General features: G+C 72.9%; 15 protein-coding genes. 8 read left to right on the forward strand and 7 right to left on the reverse strand.

The window, feature by feature from the left end; translation table 11 throughout:
* Positions 1–74: 74 nt before the first annotated feature.
* The 3 genes from ectB (at position 75) to thpD (ending at position 2,740) form a co-directional block, all read left to right on the forward strand.
* Positions 75–1,346, forward strand: coding sequence for a diaminobutyrate--2-oxoglutarate transaminase (ectB, locus tag SAM23877_RS09045; protein WP_053128736.1), 1,272 nt, complete (start codon positions 75–77; stop codon positions 1,344–1,346).
* Positions 1,347–1,435: 89 nt separating this feature from the next.
* Positions 1,436–1,834, forward strand: coding sequence for an ectoine synthase (locus SAM23877_RS09050; RefSeq protein WP_053128738.1), 399 nt, complete (start codon positions 1,436–1,438; stop codon positions 1,832–1,834).
* Positions 1,835–1,840: 6 nt separating this feature from the next.
* Entirely contained in the window at positions 1,841–2,740 is a 900-nt protein-coding gene (gene thpD, locus SAM23877_RS09055; protein ID WP_174532204.1) for an ectoine hydroxylase, read from the forward strand.
* A 133-nt stretch (positions 2,741–2,873) separates the two neighbouring features.
* Here the strand turns inward: thpD and SAM23877_RS09060 are convergent, their stop codons facing one another.
* From SAM23877_RS09060 to SAM23877_RS09080, 5 genes are all read right to left on the reverse strand, one after another.
* A complete protein-coding gene (locus SAM23877_RS09060; RefSeq protein WP_079030101.1) occupies positions 2,874–3,968 on the reverse strand; it encodes an aminotransferase class V-fold PLP-dependent enzyme in 1,095 nt (364 codons plus the stop codon).
* Positions 3,969–4,027: 59 nt separating this feature from the next.
* Positions 4,028–4,741: a DsbA family oxidoreductase gene (locus SAM23877_RS09065; protein WP_053142312.1), complete on the reverse strand. Its 714-nt coding sequence runs from the start codon at positions 4,739–4,741 to the stop codon at positions 4,028–4,030.
* A 76-nt stretch (positions 4,742–4,817) separates the two neighbouring features.
* Positions 4,818–5,321 (reverse strand): GNAT family N-acetyltransferase, encoded by a 504-nt coding sequence (locus tag SAM23877_RS09070; protein ID WP_174532205.1) that lies wholly within the window; start codon positions 5,319–5,321, stop codon positions 4,818–4,820.
* A 37-nt stretch (positions 5,322–5,358) separates the two neighbouring features.
* Positions 5,359–5,967, reverse strand: coding sequence for a DUF1349 domain-containing protein (locus SAM23877_RS09075; protein WP_053128740.1), 609 nt, complete (start codon positions 5,965–5,967; stop codon positions 5,359–5,361).
* A 140-nt stretch (positions 5,968–6,107) separates the two neighbouring features.
* The gene (locus SAM23877_RS09080) at positions 6,108–7,637 is read right to left on the reverse strand and encodes an aldehyde dehydrogenase (NADP(+)) (RefSeq protein WP_079030667.1); all 1,530 of its coding nucleotides are present in this window, start codon (positions 7,635–7,637) and stop codon (positions 6,108–6,110) included.
* A 113-nt stretch (positions 7,638–7,750) separates the two neighbouring features.
* Between SAM23877_RS09080 and SAM23877_RS09085 the strand changes: the two genes are divergently transcribed.
* The 5 genes from SAM23877_RS09085 to SAM23877_RS09105 all read left to right on the forward strand — a co-directional run bounded on the left by SAM23877_RS09085 (position 7,751) and on the right by SAM23877_RS09105 (position 12,149).
* Positions 7,751–8,524 carry an IclR family transcriptional regulator gene (locus SAM23877_RS09085; protein ID WP_053128744.1) on the forward strand — a complete coding sequence of 258 codons (774 nt, stop codon included), beginning with the start codon at positions 7,751–7,753 and terminating at the stop codon, positions 8,522–8,524.
* Between the two features lie 3 nt (positions 8,525–8,527).
* Positions 8,528–8,998, forward strand: a complete 471-nt coding sequence (locus SAM23877_RS09090; RefSeq protein WP_053128746.1) for a GNAT family N-acetyltransferase — start codon at positions 8,528–8,530, stop codon at positions 8,996–8,998.
* 125 nt (positions 8,999–9,123) lie between these two features.
* On the forward strand, positions 9,124–10,578 hold the full coding sequence (locus SAM23877_RS09095) for a peptidoglycan D,D-transpeptidase FtsI family protein (protein WP_053128748.1): 1,455 nt from the start codon (positions 9,124–9,126) through the stop codon (positions 10,576–10,578).
* Positions 10,579–10,728: 150 nt separating this feature from the next.
* Positions 10,729–11,295 (forward strand): SigE family RNA polymerase sigma factor, encoded by a 567-nt coding sequence (locus SAM23877_RS09100; protein WP_053128751.1) that lies wholly within the window; start codon positions 10,729–10,731, stop codon positions 11,293–11,295.
* A complete protein-coding gene (locus SAM23877_RS09105; RefSeq protein WP_053128753.1) occupies positions 11,292–12,149 on the forward strand; it encodes a hypothetical protein in 858 nt (285 codons plus the stop codon). The genes SAM23877_RS09100 and SAM23877_RS09105 overlap by 4 nt, the downstream gene beginning before the upstream one ends.
* Before the next feature lie 309 nt (positions 12,150–12,458).
* Here the strand turns inward: SAM23877_RS09105 and SAM23877_RS09110 are convergent, their stop codons facing one another.
* The gene (locus SAM23877_RS09110) at positions 12,459–13,571 is read right to left on the reverse strand and encodes a dienelactone hydrolase family protein (protein WP_053128759.1); all 1,113 of its coding nucleotides are present in this window, start codon (positions 13,569–13,571) and stop codon (positions 12,459–12,461) included.
* Positions 13,555–14,682, reverse strand: a complete 1,128-nt coding sequence (locus tag SAM23877_RS09115) for a pectinesterase family protein (protein WP_053128761.1) — start codon at positions 14,680–14,682, stop codon at positions 13,555–13,557. The genes SAM23877_RS09110 and SAM23877_RS09115 overlap by 17 nt, the downstream gene beginning before the upstream one ends.
* Between the last annotated feature and the right edge of the window lie 62 nt (positions 14,683–14,744).

Genomic DNA, 14,744 nt, shown 5'->3' on the forward strand with positions numbered 1-14,744 from the left:
CCGGGACCGCACCGGTCCCACCGGATCCGTACGACCTTCCTCTCCCACCCTCACCCCACGAGGAGCGATTCGTCGTGACCATCACCCAGCCCGACCTCAGTGTCTTCGAGACCGTAGAGTCCGAGGTGCGCAGCTACTGCCGCGGCTGGCCCACCATCTTCGACCGTGCGGTCGGCAGCCGCATGTACGACGAGGACGGGCACGAGTACCTGGACTTCTTCGCCGGAGCGGGCTCGCTCAACTACGGGCACAACAACGCCGTACTGAAACGCGCTCTCATCGACTACCTGGAGCGGGACGGCGTCACGCACGGTCTCGACATGTCGACGACCGCCAAGCGCCGCTTCCTGGAGACGTTCCAGAACACGATCCTGCGCCCGCGCGACCTGCCGTACAAGGTCATGTTCCCGGGCCCGACGGGCACCAACGCCGTGGAAGCCGCGCTGAAGCTGGCGCGCAAGGTGAAGGGGCGCGAGTCGATCGTGTCGTTCACCAACGCCTTCCACGGCATGTCCCTGGGCTCGCTCGCCGTGACCGGCAACGCCTTCAAGCGGGCCGGTGCCGGTATCCCGCTGGTGCACGGCACGCCCATGCCGTTCGACAACTACTTCGACGGCACGGTCGAGGACTTCCTGTGGTTCGAGCGGCTCCTGGAGGACCAGGGCTCCGGGCTCAACAAGCCGGCCGCCGTGATCGTGGAGACCGTGCAGGGCGAGGGCGGCATCAACGTCGCCCGGCCCGAGTGGCTGCGCGCCCTGTCCGAGCTGTGCGAACGCCAGGACATGCTGCTCATCGTCGACGACATCCAGATGGGCTGCGGCCGTACCGGCGCCTTCTTCTCCTTCGAGGAGGCGGGCATCACACCGGACATCGTCACCGTCTCCAAGTCGATCAGCGGCTACGGCCTGCCCATGTCGCTCTGCCTGTTCAAGCCGGAGCTGGACGTCTGGGAGCCGGGCGAGCACAACGGCACCTTCCGCGGCAACAACCCGGCCTTCGTGACGGCGACCGCCACGCTGGAGGCGTACTGGGCCGACGGGTCGGCGATGGAGAAGCAGACCCGCACCCGCGGTGAGCAGGTCGAACAGCACATGATCGCCATCACCGAGGAGAACCTCGCCGACGTCAAGGAGTACCGGGGCCGCGGCCTGGTCTGGGGCCTGGAGTTCCACGACAAGGACCGTGCGGGCCGGGTCGCCAAGCGCGCCTTCGAGCTCGGGCTGCTCATCGAGACGTCCGGTCCCGAGAGCGAGGTCGTCAAGCTGCTGCCGGCGCTCACCATCACCCCCGACGAGCTGGACGAGGGCATGAAGACCCTCGCCCGCGCCGTGCGCGAGACCGCCTGACACCCCCACCGCTTCCGGCGCCTTCGACCGCGCGGCCGAAGGCGCCGGGGACCCTCGCACACCCTTCACCTAGGAGGCATCGCAACACCGTGATCGTCCGTTCGTTCAAGGAGATCGAAGGCACCGACCGGCACGTGAAGTCGGCGTCCGGCACCTGGGAGAGCAAGCGCATCGTCCTCGCCAAGGAGAAGGTCGGCTTCTCCGTCCACGAGACGATCCTGTACGCGGGCACGGAGACCTCCATGTGGTACGCGAACCACATCGAGGCCGTCGTCTGCACCCAGGGCGACGCCGAGTTGACCGACCGCGAGACGGGGAAGACGTACCACATCACTCCGGGCACGATGTACCTCCTCAACGGCCACGAGCGGCACACGCTCAAGGTCAAGGAGGACTTCCACTGCATCTGTGTCTTCAACCCGCCCGTGACCGGACGGGAGGATCACGACGAGAACGGCGTCTACCCGCTGCTCACCGAGGAGGTGTGAGTCACCGTGACCATCACGACCACGAACATCACCGATCTCTATCCCACCCGCGGCGCCACCGAGGTGGCCACCCCCCGGCGGGACCCGGTCGTCTGGGGCTCCCCGGACACCCCCGGTCCCGTCTCGGCCGGTGACCTGCAGTCCCTGGACCGCGACGGCTTCCTCGCCATCGACCAGCTCATCGGGCCGGACGAGGTCGACGTCTACCGGCGGGAACTGGAGCGGCTCACCTCCGATCCGGCGATCCGCGCGGACGAGCGCTCGATCGTGGAGCCGCAGTCCAAGGAGATCCGGTCCGTCTTCGAGGTGCACAAGATCAGCGAGGTCTTCGCGAACCTGGTGCGCGACGAGCGGGTGGTCGGGCGGGCCCGGCAGATCCTCGGCTCGGACGTCTACGTCCACCAGTCCCGGATCAACGTGAAGCCCGGCTTCGGGGCCAGCGGTTTCTACTGGCACTCGGACTTCGAGACCTGGCACGCCGAGGACGGCCTGCCGAACATGCGGACGATCTCGGTCTCGATCGCGCTCACCGAGAACTACGACACCAACGGCGGTCTGATGATCATGCCGGGGTCGCACAAGACGTTCCTCGGGTGCGCGGGGGCCACGCCGAAGGACAACTACAAGAAGTCCCTGCAGATGCAGGACGCGGGCACGCCGTCCGACGAGGCGCTGACCAAGATGGCGTCGGAGTACGGCATCAAGCTGTTCACCGGCAAGGCCGGCTCGGCGACCTGGTTCGACTGCAACTGCATGCACGGCTCGGGCGACAACATCACGCCCTTCCCGCGCAGCAACGTGTTCATCGTGTTCAACAGCGTGGAGAACACGGCCGTCGAGCCCTTCGCGGCGCCGATCCGGCGACCGGACTTCATCGGCGCGCGGGACTTCACTCCGGTGAGGTGACCCGCATCTGATCCCGGGCAGGAGCCTCTTCGTGTGGGACGGGAGGCTCCTGCCCGATGCTGTCCGGGGTCCGTGCCCGCGCCGGCCCGGTCGGCTGCCCCGGGCCCCTTGCGGTGCCGGCCCGGTCGCTGCCTCAGTCCGCCAGCACGTTCAGCAGCCGGTCGACGTCCGCCGGGGTGTTGTACGCGTGGAAGGCGGCCCGCAGATTGCCCGCCCGGTCCGAGACCTGCACGTCGGCCCGGCCCAACTCGCCCTGCCGGTGGCCGAGTGCGGGTACGGACACGATCGCGGAACCCGGCGCGGGCACCGGCCCGTGGCCCAGGGAGGCCAGCCCCTCGCGGAACCGGTCGGCGAGGGCCGTGTCGTGGGCGTGCACGGCGTCCACGCCGAGGTCCGCGATCAGGGAGAGGGAGTGCCGGGCGCCCGCGTACGAGAACAGGGCGGGGCTCTCGTCGAAGCGCCGTGCGGAGTGCGCGAGTTCCCCGACGGGGCCGTAGCAGCTGTCCCAGGGGCGCTCCCCGGACGCCCACCCGGCGAACAGCGGCGTCAGTCCGGCGGCCGCTCCCAGGTCCTCCGGTACGACGAGGAAGGCGACACCGCGCGGGCAGAGCAGCCACTTGAAGGCGACCGCGGTCACGAAGTCGAACTCCCCCGCGGCCAGGGGCAGCCACCCGCTGGACTGCGAGGCGTCGATCAGCGTCCGCGCCCCGTGCACCCGGGCGGCGTCCCGCAGCGCCGCGAGGCCGGCGATCCGCCCGTCGGCCGACTGGACGGAACTGACCGCGACGAGCGCGGTGCCCGGCCCCACCGACTCCGCGATGCGCTCCAGCGGCACACTGCGCACCTTCAGGTCCCCGCGCATGTGGAAGGGGTTCACCAGGGAGCTGAAGTCACCCTCCGCGGTGAGGACTTCGGCTCCCGAGGGCAGCGCGGCGGCGACGAGCCCGCTGAACGTGGCGACCGACGCGCCGGCCGCGACCCGGGACGAGGGCACCCCCGTCAGCCGGGCGAAGGCGGAACGGCTCGCCTCGACGTCGGCGAACATGTCGGACGGCTCCCCGGCCGCCGCCGCCTCCGCCGCGTCACGCATCGCGGCGAGGGTCCGGGCGGGGAGCAGACCGGTGCTGGCGGTGTTCAGGTACGTGGTCTTCGGGTCGAACTCGGCACGGACGAGGTTCTCGAAGCTCTCCATGGCACCACTGTGCGGCCACGGGACCTCCCCGTCCATTGCGTCTTTCCACGCCGCTCCCCCAAGCAGCACTTATGGACAGGCTCTCACCTGGGCTCTCAGCTCCGGGGCACCGCGCACCCGTCCGGGCCGCACGCCTCGGCGTCGCCGTCGCCGATCGGCTTCAGGGGCGTGCGCTCGCCCCACGCCTGCGTCAGCGCCCGGGTGAAGACCTCCGCGGGCTGGGCGCCGGAGACGCCGTACGCCCGGTCGAGCACGAAGAACGGCACGCCGCTCGCCCCGAGCTCGGCGGCCTCGCGCTCGTCGGCGCGCACCTCGTCGGCGTAGGCGGTGGGATCGGCGAGCACCGCGCGGGCGGTGTCCGCGTCCAGTCCGGCGGCGACGGCCAGCTCCACCAGCCGCTCGTCGTCGGCGAAGACGGACCGCTCCTCCGCGAAGTTGGCCCGGTAGAACGCGTCCAGGAGCTTCTCCTGCCGTCCGCTCTCGCGGGCGAGGTGCAGCAGCCGGTGCATGTCGAAGGTGCTGCCGTGGTCGCGGCCCCGGGTGCGGTAGTCCAGGCCCTCGGCGGCGGCCTGCGCGCCGAGGTTGTCCTCCCCGGCCCGCGCCTGCGCCTCGCTCATGCCGTACTTGGCGGTGAGCATCGTCAGCACGGGCTGGACGTCGTCCTTGGCCCGCCCGGGGTCCAGCTCGAAGGAGCGGTGCACCACCTCGACCTCGTCGCGGTGCGGGAAGGCCGCGAGCGCCTTCTCGAAGCGGGCCTTGCCCACGTAGCACCACGGGCAGGCGATGTCGCTCCAGATCTCGACGCGCATGTCTCGGCTCTTCTCCAGGTCGTACGGGGTCCGGAGGCCCTCTCCGTCCCGTACGTGAACGTTCAAGCAGGGGAGCTCATTCCCCGTCCACGGCGAAGCGCAGGGACAGGTGGTGGTCGCCGGCGCCCGGGGGCTCCTCCGGGTCGGGGACCCAGCCCTGGCGGCCGTAGAAGGCCTGGGCGCGGCGGTTGTCGGCGTGCACGTCCAGGACGGCCGTCCGCCTGCCGTCGGCGCGCCACTGCTCCACGCAGGCGGTGTGCAGGGCGGTGCCGATGCCCGACCGCCAGTGGCCGGGGTCGATGTGGAACTGGAACAGCCTGACCGTGCCCGCCGGTCCGTCCTCCGGCACCCGGAAGGAGGCGACGCCGACGAGGTCGCCCCCTGCCACGGCGCACAGCACGTGGCCGTCGGGCCGCTCGACGGCCCCGCGCCAGGCGGCGACCCAGTCGGTTCCGTCGTCGGGCGGCCCGTCCGGGTAGTACGTCGCCCGGGCCCGGGCGTGCAGGGCGGCCACGGTCTCGGCCTCGGCGGACAGGACGGTGCGGATCACCGGGCTTCCGGGCAGACGTGTGTCGATCATGTACGGGAGGACGTGGGAGCCACGCCCTCCGGTTGCCTCAGCCGCCGTCGCGCAGGTCGGCCGGAAAGCCCGGCCGCAGCTCCAGACGGTCGTACGTCACCACGCACCCCTCCCCCGTCGGCGCCTGCGCGAGGAAGCCGACCAGGGCCGCGCCCGTCTCCTTCTCGTCCCCCAGCGTGAACAGCCGGACGAAGGTCCAGCGCTCGCCGTCGAGGGAGGCGTGGAAGGCGAAGGCCCGGCCGGACCGGCTGACCCTCAGCCACACCGAATCCCCGTCCACGGTGAAGGAGTTGCAGTCGTCGGAGTGCCCCCGGGTGACCACCGTGCAGACGGTGGGCACGTCCGGGGAGTACTCCAGGCACAGCTTGGCCCAGGCCCGCTCACCGACGTGGACGTAGAGCACCCCGGCGTCGAAGGCCCCCTGGAAACCGACGGTGACGCGGGCGATCAACTGGAAGTCGCCGTCGGGAGCGCCGAGCAGCCGGGGTGCGTCGGAGGCGGGCTCCAGTGCCTCGCCGGTCGGCGGCACGAACCGGTCCTGCCTCGCTCCGGCCCGGCCGGTGAGGACACCGCCGTCGTAGGACCAGGCTCCGTCGGGCCCGTACGGGCGGAGGGGGAAGGGCAGTTCGGGGAGTTCGAGAAGCATGGTGCGATCCTCTCAGGCCCGGGGGACGTGCCCCGGGCGGGCTGCGACGGCGTGCGGCCGCGCCCCGTGGGCGCGTGCGGCCGCGACGCCGCCACGGCCGCCGGAGGGCCGCGCCCCCTTGCGGGCGCGGCCGTGTGGCGCTAGCGCTCCAGCACCCCGTTGAACCGGCGGGGGAGCCCCAGCGGGTTGTCGTCCCGCAGTTCGGGCGGCAGCAGCGCCTCGGGCGTCCCCTGATAGGCGACCGGCCGCAGCCAGCGCTCGATCGCCGTCCCGCCCACCGACGTGGACGTCGACGTCGTGGCCGGGTACGGGCCCCCGTGGTGCTGGGCCGCCGCCACGGCGACACCGGTCGGCCAGCCGTTCACCAGCACCCGCCCCGCGAGCGGCGTCACCTCGGCGAGGAGCTCGGCTCCCCGGCCCTCGCCCGCCGCCTCCTCGGCGGAGAGCTGCACGGTCGCCGTGAGGTTGCCCGGCAGCCGGGACAGCACGCCCCGCACCTCGGCCTCGTCCTCGTAGCGGGCCACCACGGTGACCGGCCCGAAGCACTCCTCCAGCAGCAGGTCGTGCTCGCCCTCCGCGGTCAGCCGCCCGGCCGGCACGGTCAGGAACCCGGCGCTGACGGTGTGCTCGCCGCCGGCGCCCGGAGTCACCGGGGCGTCCACGCCGGGCAGCGCGGCGCGCTCGGCGACGCCGGCGACGAAGTTGTCCCGCATGCGGTGGTCGAGCAGCACACCGGCGTCGGTGTCGCTGACCGCGTCCGTGAGCGACTTGACCAGGCCGTCACCGGCGGCGCCCGCCGGCACCAGGACCAGGCCGGGCTTCACGCAGAACTGGCCGACGCCCAGCGTCATCGAGCCGGCCAGCCCCGCGCCGATCGCCTCCGCCCGCTCGGCGGCCGCCGCCTCCGTGACCACGACCGGGTTCAGCGAACCCAGCTCTCCGTGGAAGGGGATCGGGACCGGGCGCGCCGCCGCCGCGTCGAACAGCGCGCGGCCACCCCGGATGGACCCCGTGAAGCCCGCACCGGCGACCAGCGGGTGCTTGATCAGTTCGATGCCCGCCTCGAAGCCGTGCACCAGGCCGACGACGCCCGCGGGGATGTCGTGCCGGGCCGCGGCCCTGCGCAGCACCTTGGCGACCAGCTCCGACAGGGCCGGATGGTCCGGGTGGGCCTTGACGACGACCGGGCAGCCCGCCGCGAGCGCGCTCGCGGTGTCGCCGCCGGGGACGGAGAAGGCGAAGGGGAAGTTGGAGGCCGAGTAGACGGCGACGACGCCGAGGGGCACCTTGTAGCGGCGCAGGTCCGGGATCGGCGGGGTGGCCGTGTCGTCGGGGTGGTTGACGACGACGCCGAGGAACTCGCCCTCGTCGACGATGTCGGCGAAGGCCCGCAGCTGGTAGCAGGTGCGGGCGAGTTCGCCGGTGAGCCGGACCGGGCCGAGCGCGGTCTCGGCGTCGGCCACCTCGACGAGGGTGCTCTCGGCCGCCTTCAGCTCCTCGGCGGCGGTGCGCAGGAAGGCCGCGCGGACGGTGCGGTCGGCGAGGGCCTCGCGCGTCGCGTGGGCGGCGCGGACGGTGGTGTCCACCTCCTGGGCCGTGGCCTCCACCGCGACCTGTTCACGCTGCTTCCCGGTACGGGGGTCGACACTCCAGACTGGTGCTGCTGCCACCGAGGGTCCCTCCACGTGCTCTGCAACGGACTCGTTCGATATGCTGAACGCTGTCTCTGATGATGAATATGCTGTTGGAGACTATTTCCCGCCGAACGAAGGGGTCAAGGGCGATGTCGGCTGGCGAGACGGGGGGCGGAGCGCAGGTCAAGTCCGCCGTGCGGACGGTTGAACTGCTCGAGTACTTCGCCGGACGCCCCGGTATGCACTCCCTCGCGTCGGTCCAGGAGGCCGTCGGGTATCCCAAGTCCAGTCTCTACATGCTGCTGCGCACGCTCGTGGAGCTGGGCTGGGTGGAGACGGACGCGACGGGCACGCGGTACGGCATCGGTGTGCGGGCGCTGCTGGTCGGCACGTCGTACATCGACGGCGACGAGGTGGTGGCGGCGGCGCGGCCGACGCTGGACCGGCTCTCCGACGACACGACGGAGACCATCCACCTCGCGCGCCTCGACGGCACGAACGTCGTCTACCTGGCCACCCGCCAGTCGCAGCACTACCTGCGTCCGTTCACCCGGGTCGGCCGCCGGCTGCCCGCGCACTCGACCTCCCTCGGCAAGGCCCTGCTGAGCACGTACGGCGACGAGCAGGTCCGCAAGATGCTGCCCGAGACGCTGCCCGCGCTGACCGAGCACACGATCACCGACCGGGAGAAGCTCATCGAGGAGCTCCACCAGGTGCGGGAGCAGGGCTTCGCCGTGGACCGCGAGGAGAACACGCTGGGCCTGCGCTGCTTCGGCGTCGCGGTCCCCTACCGCACCCCCGCGCGGGACGCGATCAGCTGCTCGGTGCCGGTGGCGAGGCTGACGCCCGCGCACGAGCAGATGGTCAAGGACGCGCTGTTCGACGCACGGGACCGGCTGACCCTGGCCACGCGTAGGCTCTGATCCATGCACATCGCACTGCGCGCGGTCCACGACAGTGATCTGCCCGTGTTCTTCCGGCAGATGAACGATCCGGAGGCCCTGCGCATGGCCGCCTTCACCCCCGCGGACCCGGCCGACCGGGACGCCTTCGACGAGCACTGGCAGAAGATCAGGACCTCGTCCGACATCGTGCGGACCATCCTCGGCGACGGTGACGTCGTCGGCAGCGCAGCGGTGTACGGGGAGCCGGGCGAGCGCGAGGTCACGTACTGGATCGACCGGGCGTACTGGGGGCGGGGGGTGGCCACGGCGGCGCTGCGGGCCCTGCTCGCGGAGGTACGGGACCGCCCGCTGTACGCGCGGGCGGCGGCCGACAACACCGGGTCGCGGCGCGTGCTGGAGAAGTGCGGCTTCGTGACGAGCGCCCGCGCCCGTGGGTTCGCCCCGGCGCGCGGCGAGGTGATCGACGAGGTCGTGCTGCACCTCGCGGAGTGACCGGCGGCGGGCCGGCGAGGGTGCGCACCGAGACGTCCGTGGGCGAGGCCGGCTTCATGAACGAACGATGAGAAAACGGGGCGCACGGGAACGATCCGCTCCCGCCCGCTCGTCCTGTCGGCGGGATGAACAAGACGATAAGGCGCGCATCGGTCTTCACGCTGCTCCTCGTGTTCGCTCTGCTGGTCAGGGCCACCTGGGTGCAGTTCTACGAGGGCCGGGCGCTCGCGGACGGCAAGGACAACCGGCGCAACGCGATCGAGACGTACGCGGAGCCGCTGGGGAACATCATCGTGGCCGGCCGGTCGATCACCGGCTCGGCGCCGACGGAGGGGAGCGACCTCGCGTACAAACGCACGTACGAGAACGGAAGGCTCTACGCGGCGGTGACGGGCTACGCCTCGCAGGCGTACGCGCCGACCCAGCTGGAGGGCATCTACCAGGACGTGCTCAACGGCACCGACCCGCGGCTGAAGACCGTGATGGACACGGTCACGGACCGGCGCGCCGAGCCGGGCAACGTGGTCACGACGATCGACCCGGACGTGCAGAAGGCCGGGTTCGAGGCGCTGGGCGAGACGAAGGGCGCCGCCGTGGCGATCGACCCGAGAACGGGCAGGATCCTCTCGGTCGTGTCGACCCCGTCGTACGACCCGGCGTCGCTCACCGACGCCAACACCGCCGGACAGGCCTGGGAGAAGCTCACCGGCGACCCGGACAAGCCGCTGACCAACCGCGCACTGCGCCAGCCGCTGCCGCCCGGGTCGACGTTCAAGCTGGTCGTGGCGGCCGCCGCGCTGGAGAACGGGCTGTACGGGTCGGTGGACGTCAGGACCGACAGCCCGGACCCGTACCGGCTGCCCGGCACCACGACCGACCTGACGAACGAGAACCCGGACGCTCCCTGCGAGAACGCCACCATCCGCACCGCGCTGCAGTACTCGTGCAACAACGTCTTCGCCAAGATGGCCGTCGACCTCGGCCAGGACGAGGTGCGGGAGACGGCCGAGAAGTTCGGCTTCAACGACGAGTCGCAGGACGTGCCGGTGCGGGCCCAAACCAGCGTGTACCCGAAGGACATGGACGGGTCGTCGACGGCCCTGACGGGCATCGGGCAGTTCGACGTGACGGCGACCCCGCTCCAGATGGCGATGGTCTCGGCGGCCCTCGCCAACGGCGGCGAACTGGTCTTCCCGCACATGGTCTCGCAGGTCACCGACAGCGGCGGTGACGTCCTGGAGGACCACACCGACGCGGAGGCGAAGCGGATCGTGAGCGCCTCCACCGCGGAGCAGCTCCAGTCGGCCATGCGCACCGTCGTCGAGGAGGGCACGGGGTCGAACGCGCGGATCTCCGGCGCCACCGTGGGCGGCAAGACGGGCACCGCCCAGCACGGCGAGAAGAACAGCAAGACGCCGTACGCCTGGTTCACCTCGTACGCCAAGTCCGACTCCTCGGACGAGGAGGTCGCCGTGGCGGTCGTCGTCGAGCAGTCCGACGCGGCCCGCTCCGAGGTCAGCGGCAACGGCCTGGCGGCCCCGGTGGCCAAGGCGATGATGGAGGCGGCGCTCAAGGGCTAGCACCGGCCGGCACCGCCCGGCGGGTTCGGTCCGCCATACGGCGTTCGACGCACCGACCGTACGGTGCGTCGGGCGCTGCTACAGTTCCGGACTCCGGCCCGGCGCACGGCTGTTCGACGCCGGGGAAGCCGCTGCGAGGAGAGTCCGCCCGTGGGCACAGTCGTCGACGACGCCGCCTCCGTGGAGTTCCACGCCTTCTTCGAGCGCCACTACGCCGAGCTCTCCCGGCTCGCCCACCTGCTGACGGGCGAGCCGGACGCCGCCGACGACCTCGCGGCGGACGCCCTGCTGGCCCTGTGGCACCGCTGGGACCGGGTCCGCGCGGCCGACCACCCGGTGGCGTACGCGCGCGGCGTCGTCGCCAACCTCGCCCGTACGCGCATCCGCACCGCCGTGCGCGAGCGCAGACGCGTCGCCCTCTTCTGGTCGCAGCGCGAGGAGCGGACCGAGAACCCGGACGTCGCGGGCGTGGTGGACGTGCAGGAGGCGCTGCGCCGGCTGCCGTTCCGCAAGCGGGCGTGCGTGGTGCTGCGGCACGCCTTCGACCTCTCCGAGAAGGACACGGCACTCGCCCTGGGCGTCTCGGTGGGTACGGTGAAGAGCCAGACGTCGAAGGGCGTGGCCGAGTTGCAGCGGTTGCTCGGCATGCAGGCGGCGCCGGGGCAGGTGCACGCGGCGTTCGCACGCAGCGGTGGGGCCGTGGGGAGGGACCGATGACCGGGCGGCGGGACGTGGACGAGGAGGTGCGCTCCCTGCTGCGCGAGGCCGCCGGGGCGCACCGCCCCGACCGGGCGCGCGTCCTGGCCCGGGTCGAGCGCGGCATGGCGGGCCGGGAGCGTTCCGGCCCCCACCGGGCGACGCGTCCGCCGCTGCCGGGCTGGGCGCGGGTGGCCGGCGCGACGGCCGCGGTGGCCGGGGTCCTGGCGGTCGGCGGGTACGCGGTCGCGTCGGCGGTGAAGGACGACGCTCCCCCGCAGCGTTCGGTCGCCACCTCGCCGACGCCGGCGCCCACCCCGTCACCCGGCGGCACCGCGAGCGACGCGCCCCTCCCGCCGACCGGTCCGACGCCGAGCGGTCCGCCGGAGTCGACGGCCCCGGACACCCCCGCGTCCTCGCGGCCACCGACCGCCACGGCGACGGCGACGGCCCCGCCGCCCTCGTCCGCCGCCGAGGACGGCCCGCTGTGGTCGGACGGCTCGGTGAACCCGCACAGCAACGACTTCTGGGCCCAGAGCGACATCACCCTGCGGACCGACGTGCCCCTCACCGCGCTCACCGTCGAGCTGCGGGTCGCGCAGACCGGCGGGGTCGCCTCCACCGGCGCCTGGCGGTCGCTGCCGGAGGAGAACTTCACGTTCACGGTCGCCGAGCGGGACGGTTTCCTCGTCCACCGGTGGACGCTGAAGCGGGGCCGTACGGTCCCGGCGGGCGAGTGGATCTTCGCCGGGCAGTACCACCACGAGCGGGGCGGCCGGGACGCGCGCGGCGACCGCTACACCGCGACGGCCACCGCCGGCTCCGGGAGGCTCTCGGTGGACGGCGGCTTCGCGACCGGCGACGGCGGTTCCTGACAGCGGCCGGTGCCGGCGGTCGGCGGTCGTCGGTCGGCAGTCGTCGGTGGTCGGCGACTCGTGAAGAAATCTCTCACGACACGGCAACCTTCTCCCTCCCCAGTGGCGACAGGGAAGCGCGACGACCTCTCCACGCGCGGACCGACCGTCCGCGCGCCCTGGTCCGCCGGCCCGCCCCCCGGGCCGGTGCGTGCCGTCCGAGCCCTGCTCGGCCGGCCGCCGAACGCCTCCGCCGGTGACGACCGGCGGAGGCGTTCCTCTGTCCCGGGTGGGCCGGTCCCCTGCGGCCGGCCAGGCCGCAGCGGCCGCTCAGGCCGGCGCGGCGGTGGCCGACTCCAGCCAGCGGAAGGCCTCGTCCTGCATCCGCCGGGGGAAGGCGTGCCCGACGTCCCGCCAGATCTCGGTGCGCAGCCGGTCGGCGGCGCCACGGGAGTGCCACACGGCACGCAGCCTCGCGTGGGCGTGCCGGACGCCCTCCGCGGTGAACAGCGGGTCCCGGCCACCGCTGAGGAACAGCATCGGCCTGGGCGCGGCGATGCTCGCCACGTCGGGGAGGTCGAGGTGCCGGGCGAGCCCGGGGTGCAGCATGTGGAAGGCCGACTGCCCGCGCAGGGTGTTGTTGCCCGGCACCAGCATCCCCTTCAGGCCGGTCATCCAGCACACGCTCACCGCGGCGGCGACGTCGTCGCTGAGGGCGGCCGTCTGCCAGGCCCGGTAGCCGCCCATGGAGAAGCCGACGGCCGCGATCCGCCGGGGGTCCACGCGGGCGAGCCCCGCCAGGAAGCCGGCGGCGCGCACGTCCTCGCGGGCGTGGAGCCCGGCGAGGGAGCTGCCGAGCTGGAAGAGGTTGGCGGCCAGCGCCTGTTGCCGCGGGTAGGTGAGCGGTTCGCGGTCGCCCCAGCCGAGGGCGTCCGCGCAGAACACCACATGGCCCCGCCGGGCGAGCTCGTCGCCGAGGAAGCGCCCCTCGAAGTGCCGGTCGGCCCAGTCCCGGGCGGCGGCGAGCCGGGAGTCGTCGTACCAGGGCAGGACGAGTTTCTCCTTGCCGATGTCGAACCGGGAGCCGTGGTCGTGCAGCAGCAGCACGGCGGGGAAGGGGCCGGCGCCGTGCGGGGTGAGCAGGGCGCCGCGGACCCTTCCGTAGCGGGTGAGGGAGAGGGTGACCAGCTCCCGCGTGTACCCGTCGCCGTCCGAGCGGGCGGCGGACTCCGGGGCGTAGGGCGTGTCGTCCTGCCGGTCGACGAGGAGGTGCTCCTCGACCGTGGCGCGGGCCGCCCGCCGCCAGGCCGCGAAGTCCCGGACCGGTGAGGTGCCCCAGGCGAGCGGGAAGGTCAGCTCGTCCCTGAGCGCCGGGTGGAAGCCGGGCAGGACGCCGGGAAGGTCGTCGGGAAGGTCGTCGGACGGGTCAGCGGTGCCGGGCATACGGCCGCCAGTCGCCCAGGTACGCCTCCCGGGTGTGCGACGCGGCCTCCGCCCGGGTGAGCTGGGGCCGGTTCTCCGGGACGGTCACCGCGGCGCCGGGTCCGGTGTTGCGGTACTCGCGGAACCGCTGCTCCTGCCAGGGGTACGTGTCCCGCATGTCGGCGTAGGGCGCGACCGCGTCGATGCCAGCGCCGAGGCGGGTCTCGCGCACGGTGAGCATCGGCCGGGCGGTGACGTCGGAGCTGGGCACCCAGGGGCGGGCCAGTTTGTAGTGGCCGTCGGGTGCCTCGCTGCTGACGCGGCCGTTCGTCACCAGGTAGCCGCGCGGGTTGGCGCCCGCCGTGGACGGCGCGAAGACGAAGCCGTGCGGGGCGGCGGACAGGTCGGTGCGGAGCAGGGTGCGGAAGTGGCAGCCCTCGAACACGGCCGTCGCCCGGCCGAAGACGAAGTCCACGTCCCCCTCGACGTGGCAGTGGGCGTAGTACTGCCGGGCGAAGTGGCCGAGGTCGCGGGAGTCGGCGTAGAGGGTGTCCTGGTGGCCGAGGAAGCGGCAGTGGTGGAAGGCGGTCCGGTCGCCCATGGCCTTGAGGGCGACGGCCTGGGTGCCGGTCCAGCCGGGGTGGCCGGCGCGCAGCCAGTCGTTGGCGAAGGTGATCCAGCGGGCGGTGAAGCCGTCGGCCCGCACGGTGGTGGTGGCCGAGCCGCTGGTGCCGTAGGTGCCGGAGCCGTCCGGCTTGGGGGTGCCGGCCGCGTTGTCGAAGACGATGACGACGTCCCGCGGGTCCTGTGAGGCGCCGATCCAGGTCGCCCCGGTGCGGTCGGTGTCCACGGAGACCGTCTCGCGGTAGGTGCCGGGGGCCAGGACCAGCGTCCAGCCGTCGCCCGGGGCCGCGTTCACGGCGGCCTGTACGGAGGTGAAGTCGCCGCGGCCGTGGGGGTCGACGTACAGGGTCCGCGGGGTGCGGCGGGCGGCCGGGGAGCCGTACCGGCCGAAGGGACGCGGGCGGGGGCGGGTGCCGGCGACGGCGGGGGCGGCCGTGAGGGCGAGGGCGGCGCCCGCGCCGGCGGTCGTCAGGAGGAAGCCTCTGCGGGAGGGGGCGGGGCGGTGCATGCGGGTGCTCCTTCAAGGTGCGGGGCCGGGAGGGGCGGTACGGGCCACCAGGGGGTGCGGGA

This window comes from Streptomyces ambofaciens ATCC 23877, assembly GCF_001267885.1.
In the GTDB taxonomy this organism is placed as follows: domain Bacteria; phylum Actinomycetota; class Actinomycetes; order Streptomycetales; family Streptomycetaceae; genus Streptomyces; species Streptomyces ambofaciens.

Bases quoted from the DNA above. Each gene is read 5' to 3' on its own strand.
- SAM23877_RS09060 (WP_079030101.1), bottom strand. From the start codon at position 3,968: ATGGACGGGGAGGTCCCGTGGCCGCACAGTGGTGCCATGGAGAGCTTC.
- SAM23877_RS09065 (WP_053142312.1), bottom strand. From the start codon at position 4,741: ATGCGCGTCGAGATCTGGAGCGACATCGCCTGCCCGTGGTGCTACGTG.
- SAM23877_RS09070 (WP_174532205.1), bottom strand. From the start codon at position 5,321: ATGATCGACACACGTCTGCCCGGAAGCCCGGTGATCCGCACCGTCCTG.
- SAM23877_RS09075 (WP_053128740.1), bottom strand. From the start codon at position 5,967: ATGCTTCTCGAACTCCCCGAACTGCCCTTCCCCCTCCGCCCGTACGGG.
- SAM23877_RS09085 (WP_053128744.1), top strand. From the start codon at position 7,751: ATGTCGGCTGGCGAGACGGGGGGCGGAGCGCAGGTCAAGTCCGCCGTG.
- SAM23877_RS09090 (WP_053128746.1), top strand. From the start codon at position 8,528: ATGCACATCGCACTGCGCGCGGTCCACGACAGTGATCTGCCCGTGTTC.
- SAM23877_RS09095 (WP_053128748.1), top strand. From the start codon at position 9,124: ATGAACAAGACGATAAGGCGCGCATCGGTCTTCACGCTGCTCCTCGTG.
- SAM23877_RS09105 (WP_053128753.1), top strand. From the start codon at position 11,292: ATGACCGGGCGGCGGGACGTGGACGAGGAGGTGCGCTCCCTGCTGCGC.
- SAM23877_RS09110 (WP_053128759.1), bottom strand. From the start codon at position 13,571: ATGCCCGGCACCGCTGACCCGTCCGACGACCTTCCCGACGACCTTCCC.
- SAM23877_RS09115 (WP_053128761.1), bottom strand. From the start codon at position 14,682: ATGCACCGCCCCGCCCCCTCCCGCAGAGGCTTCCTCCTGACGACCGCC.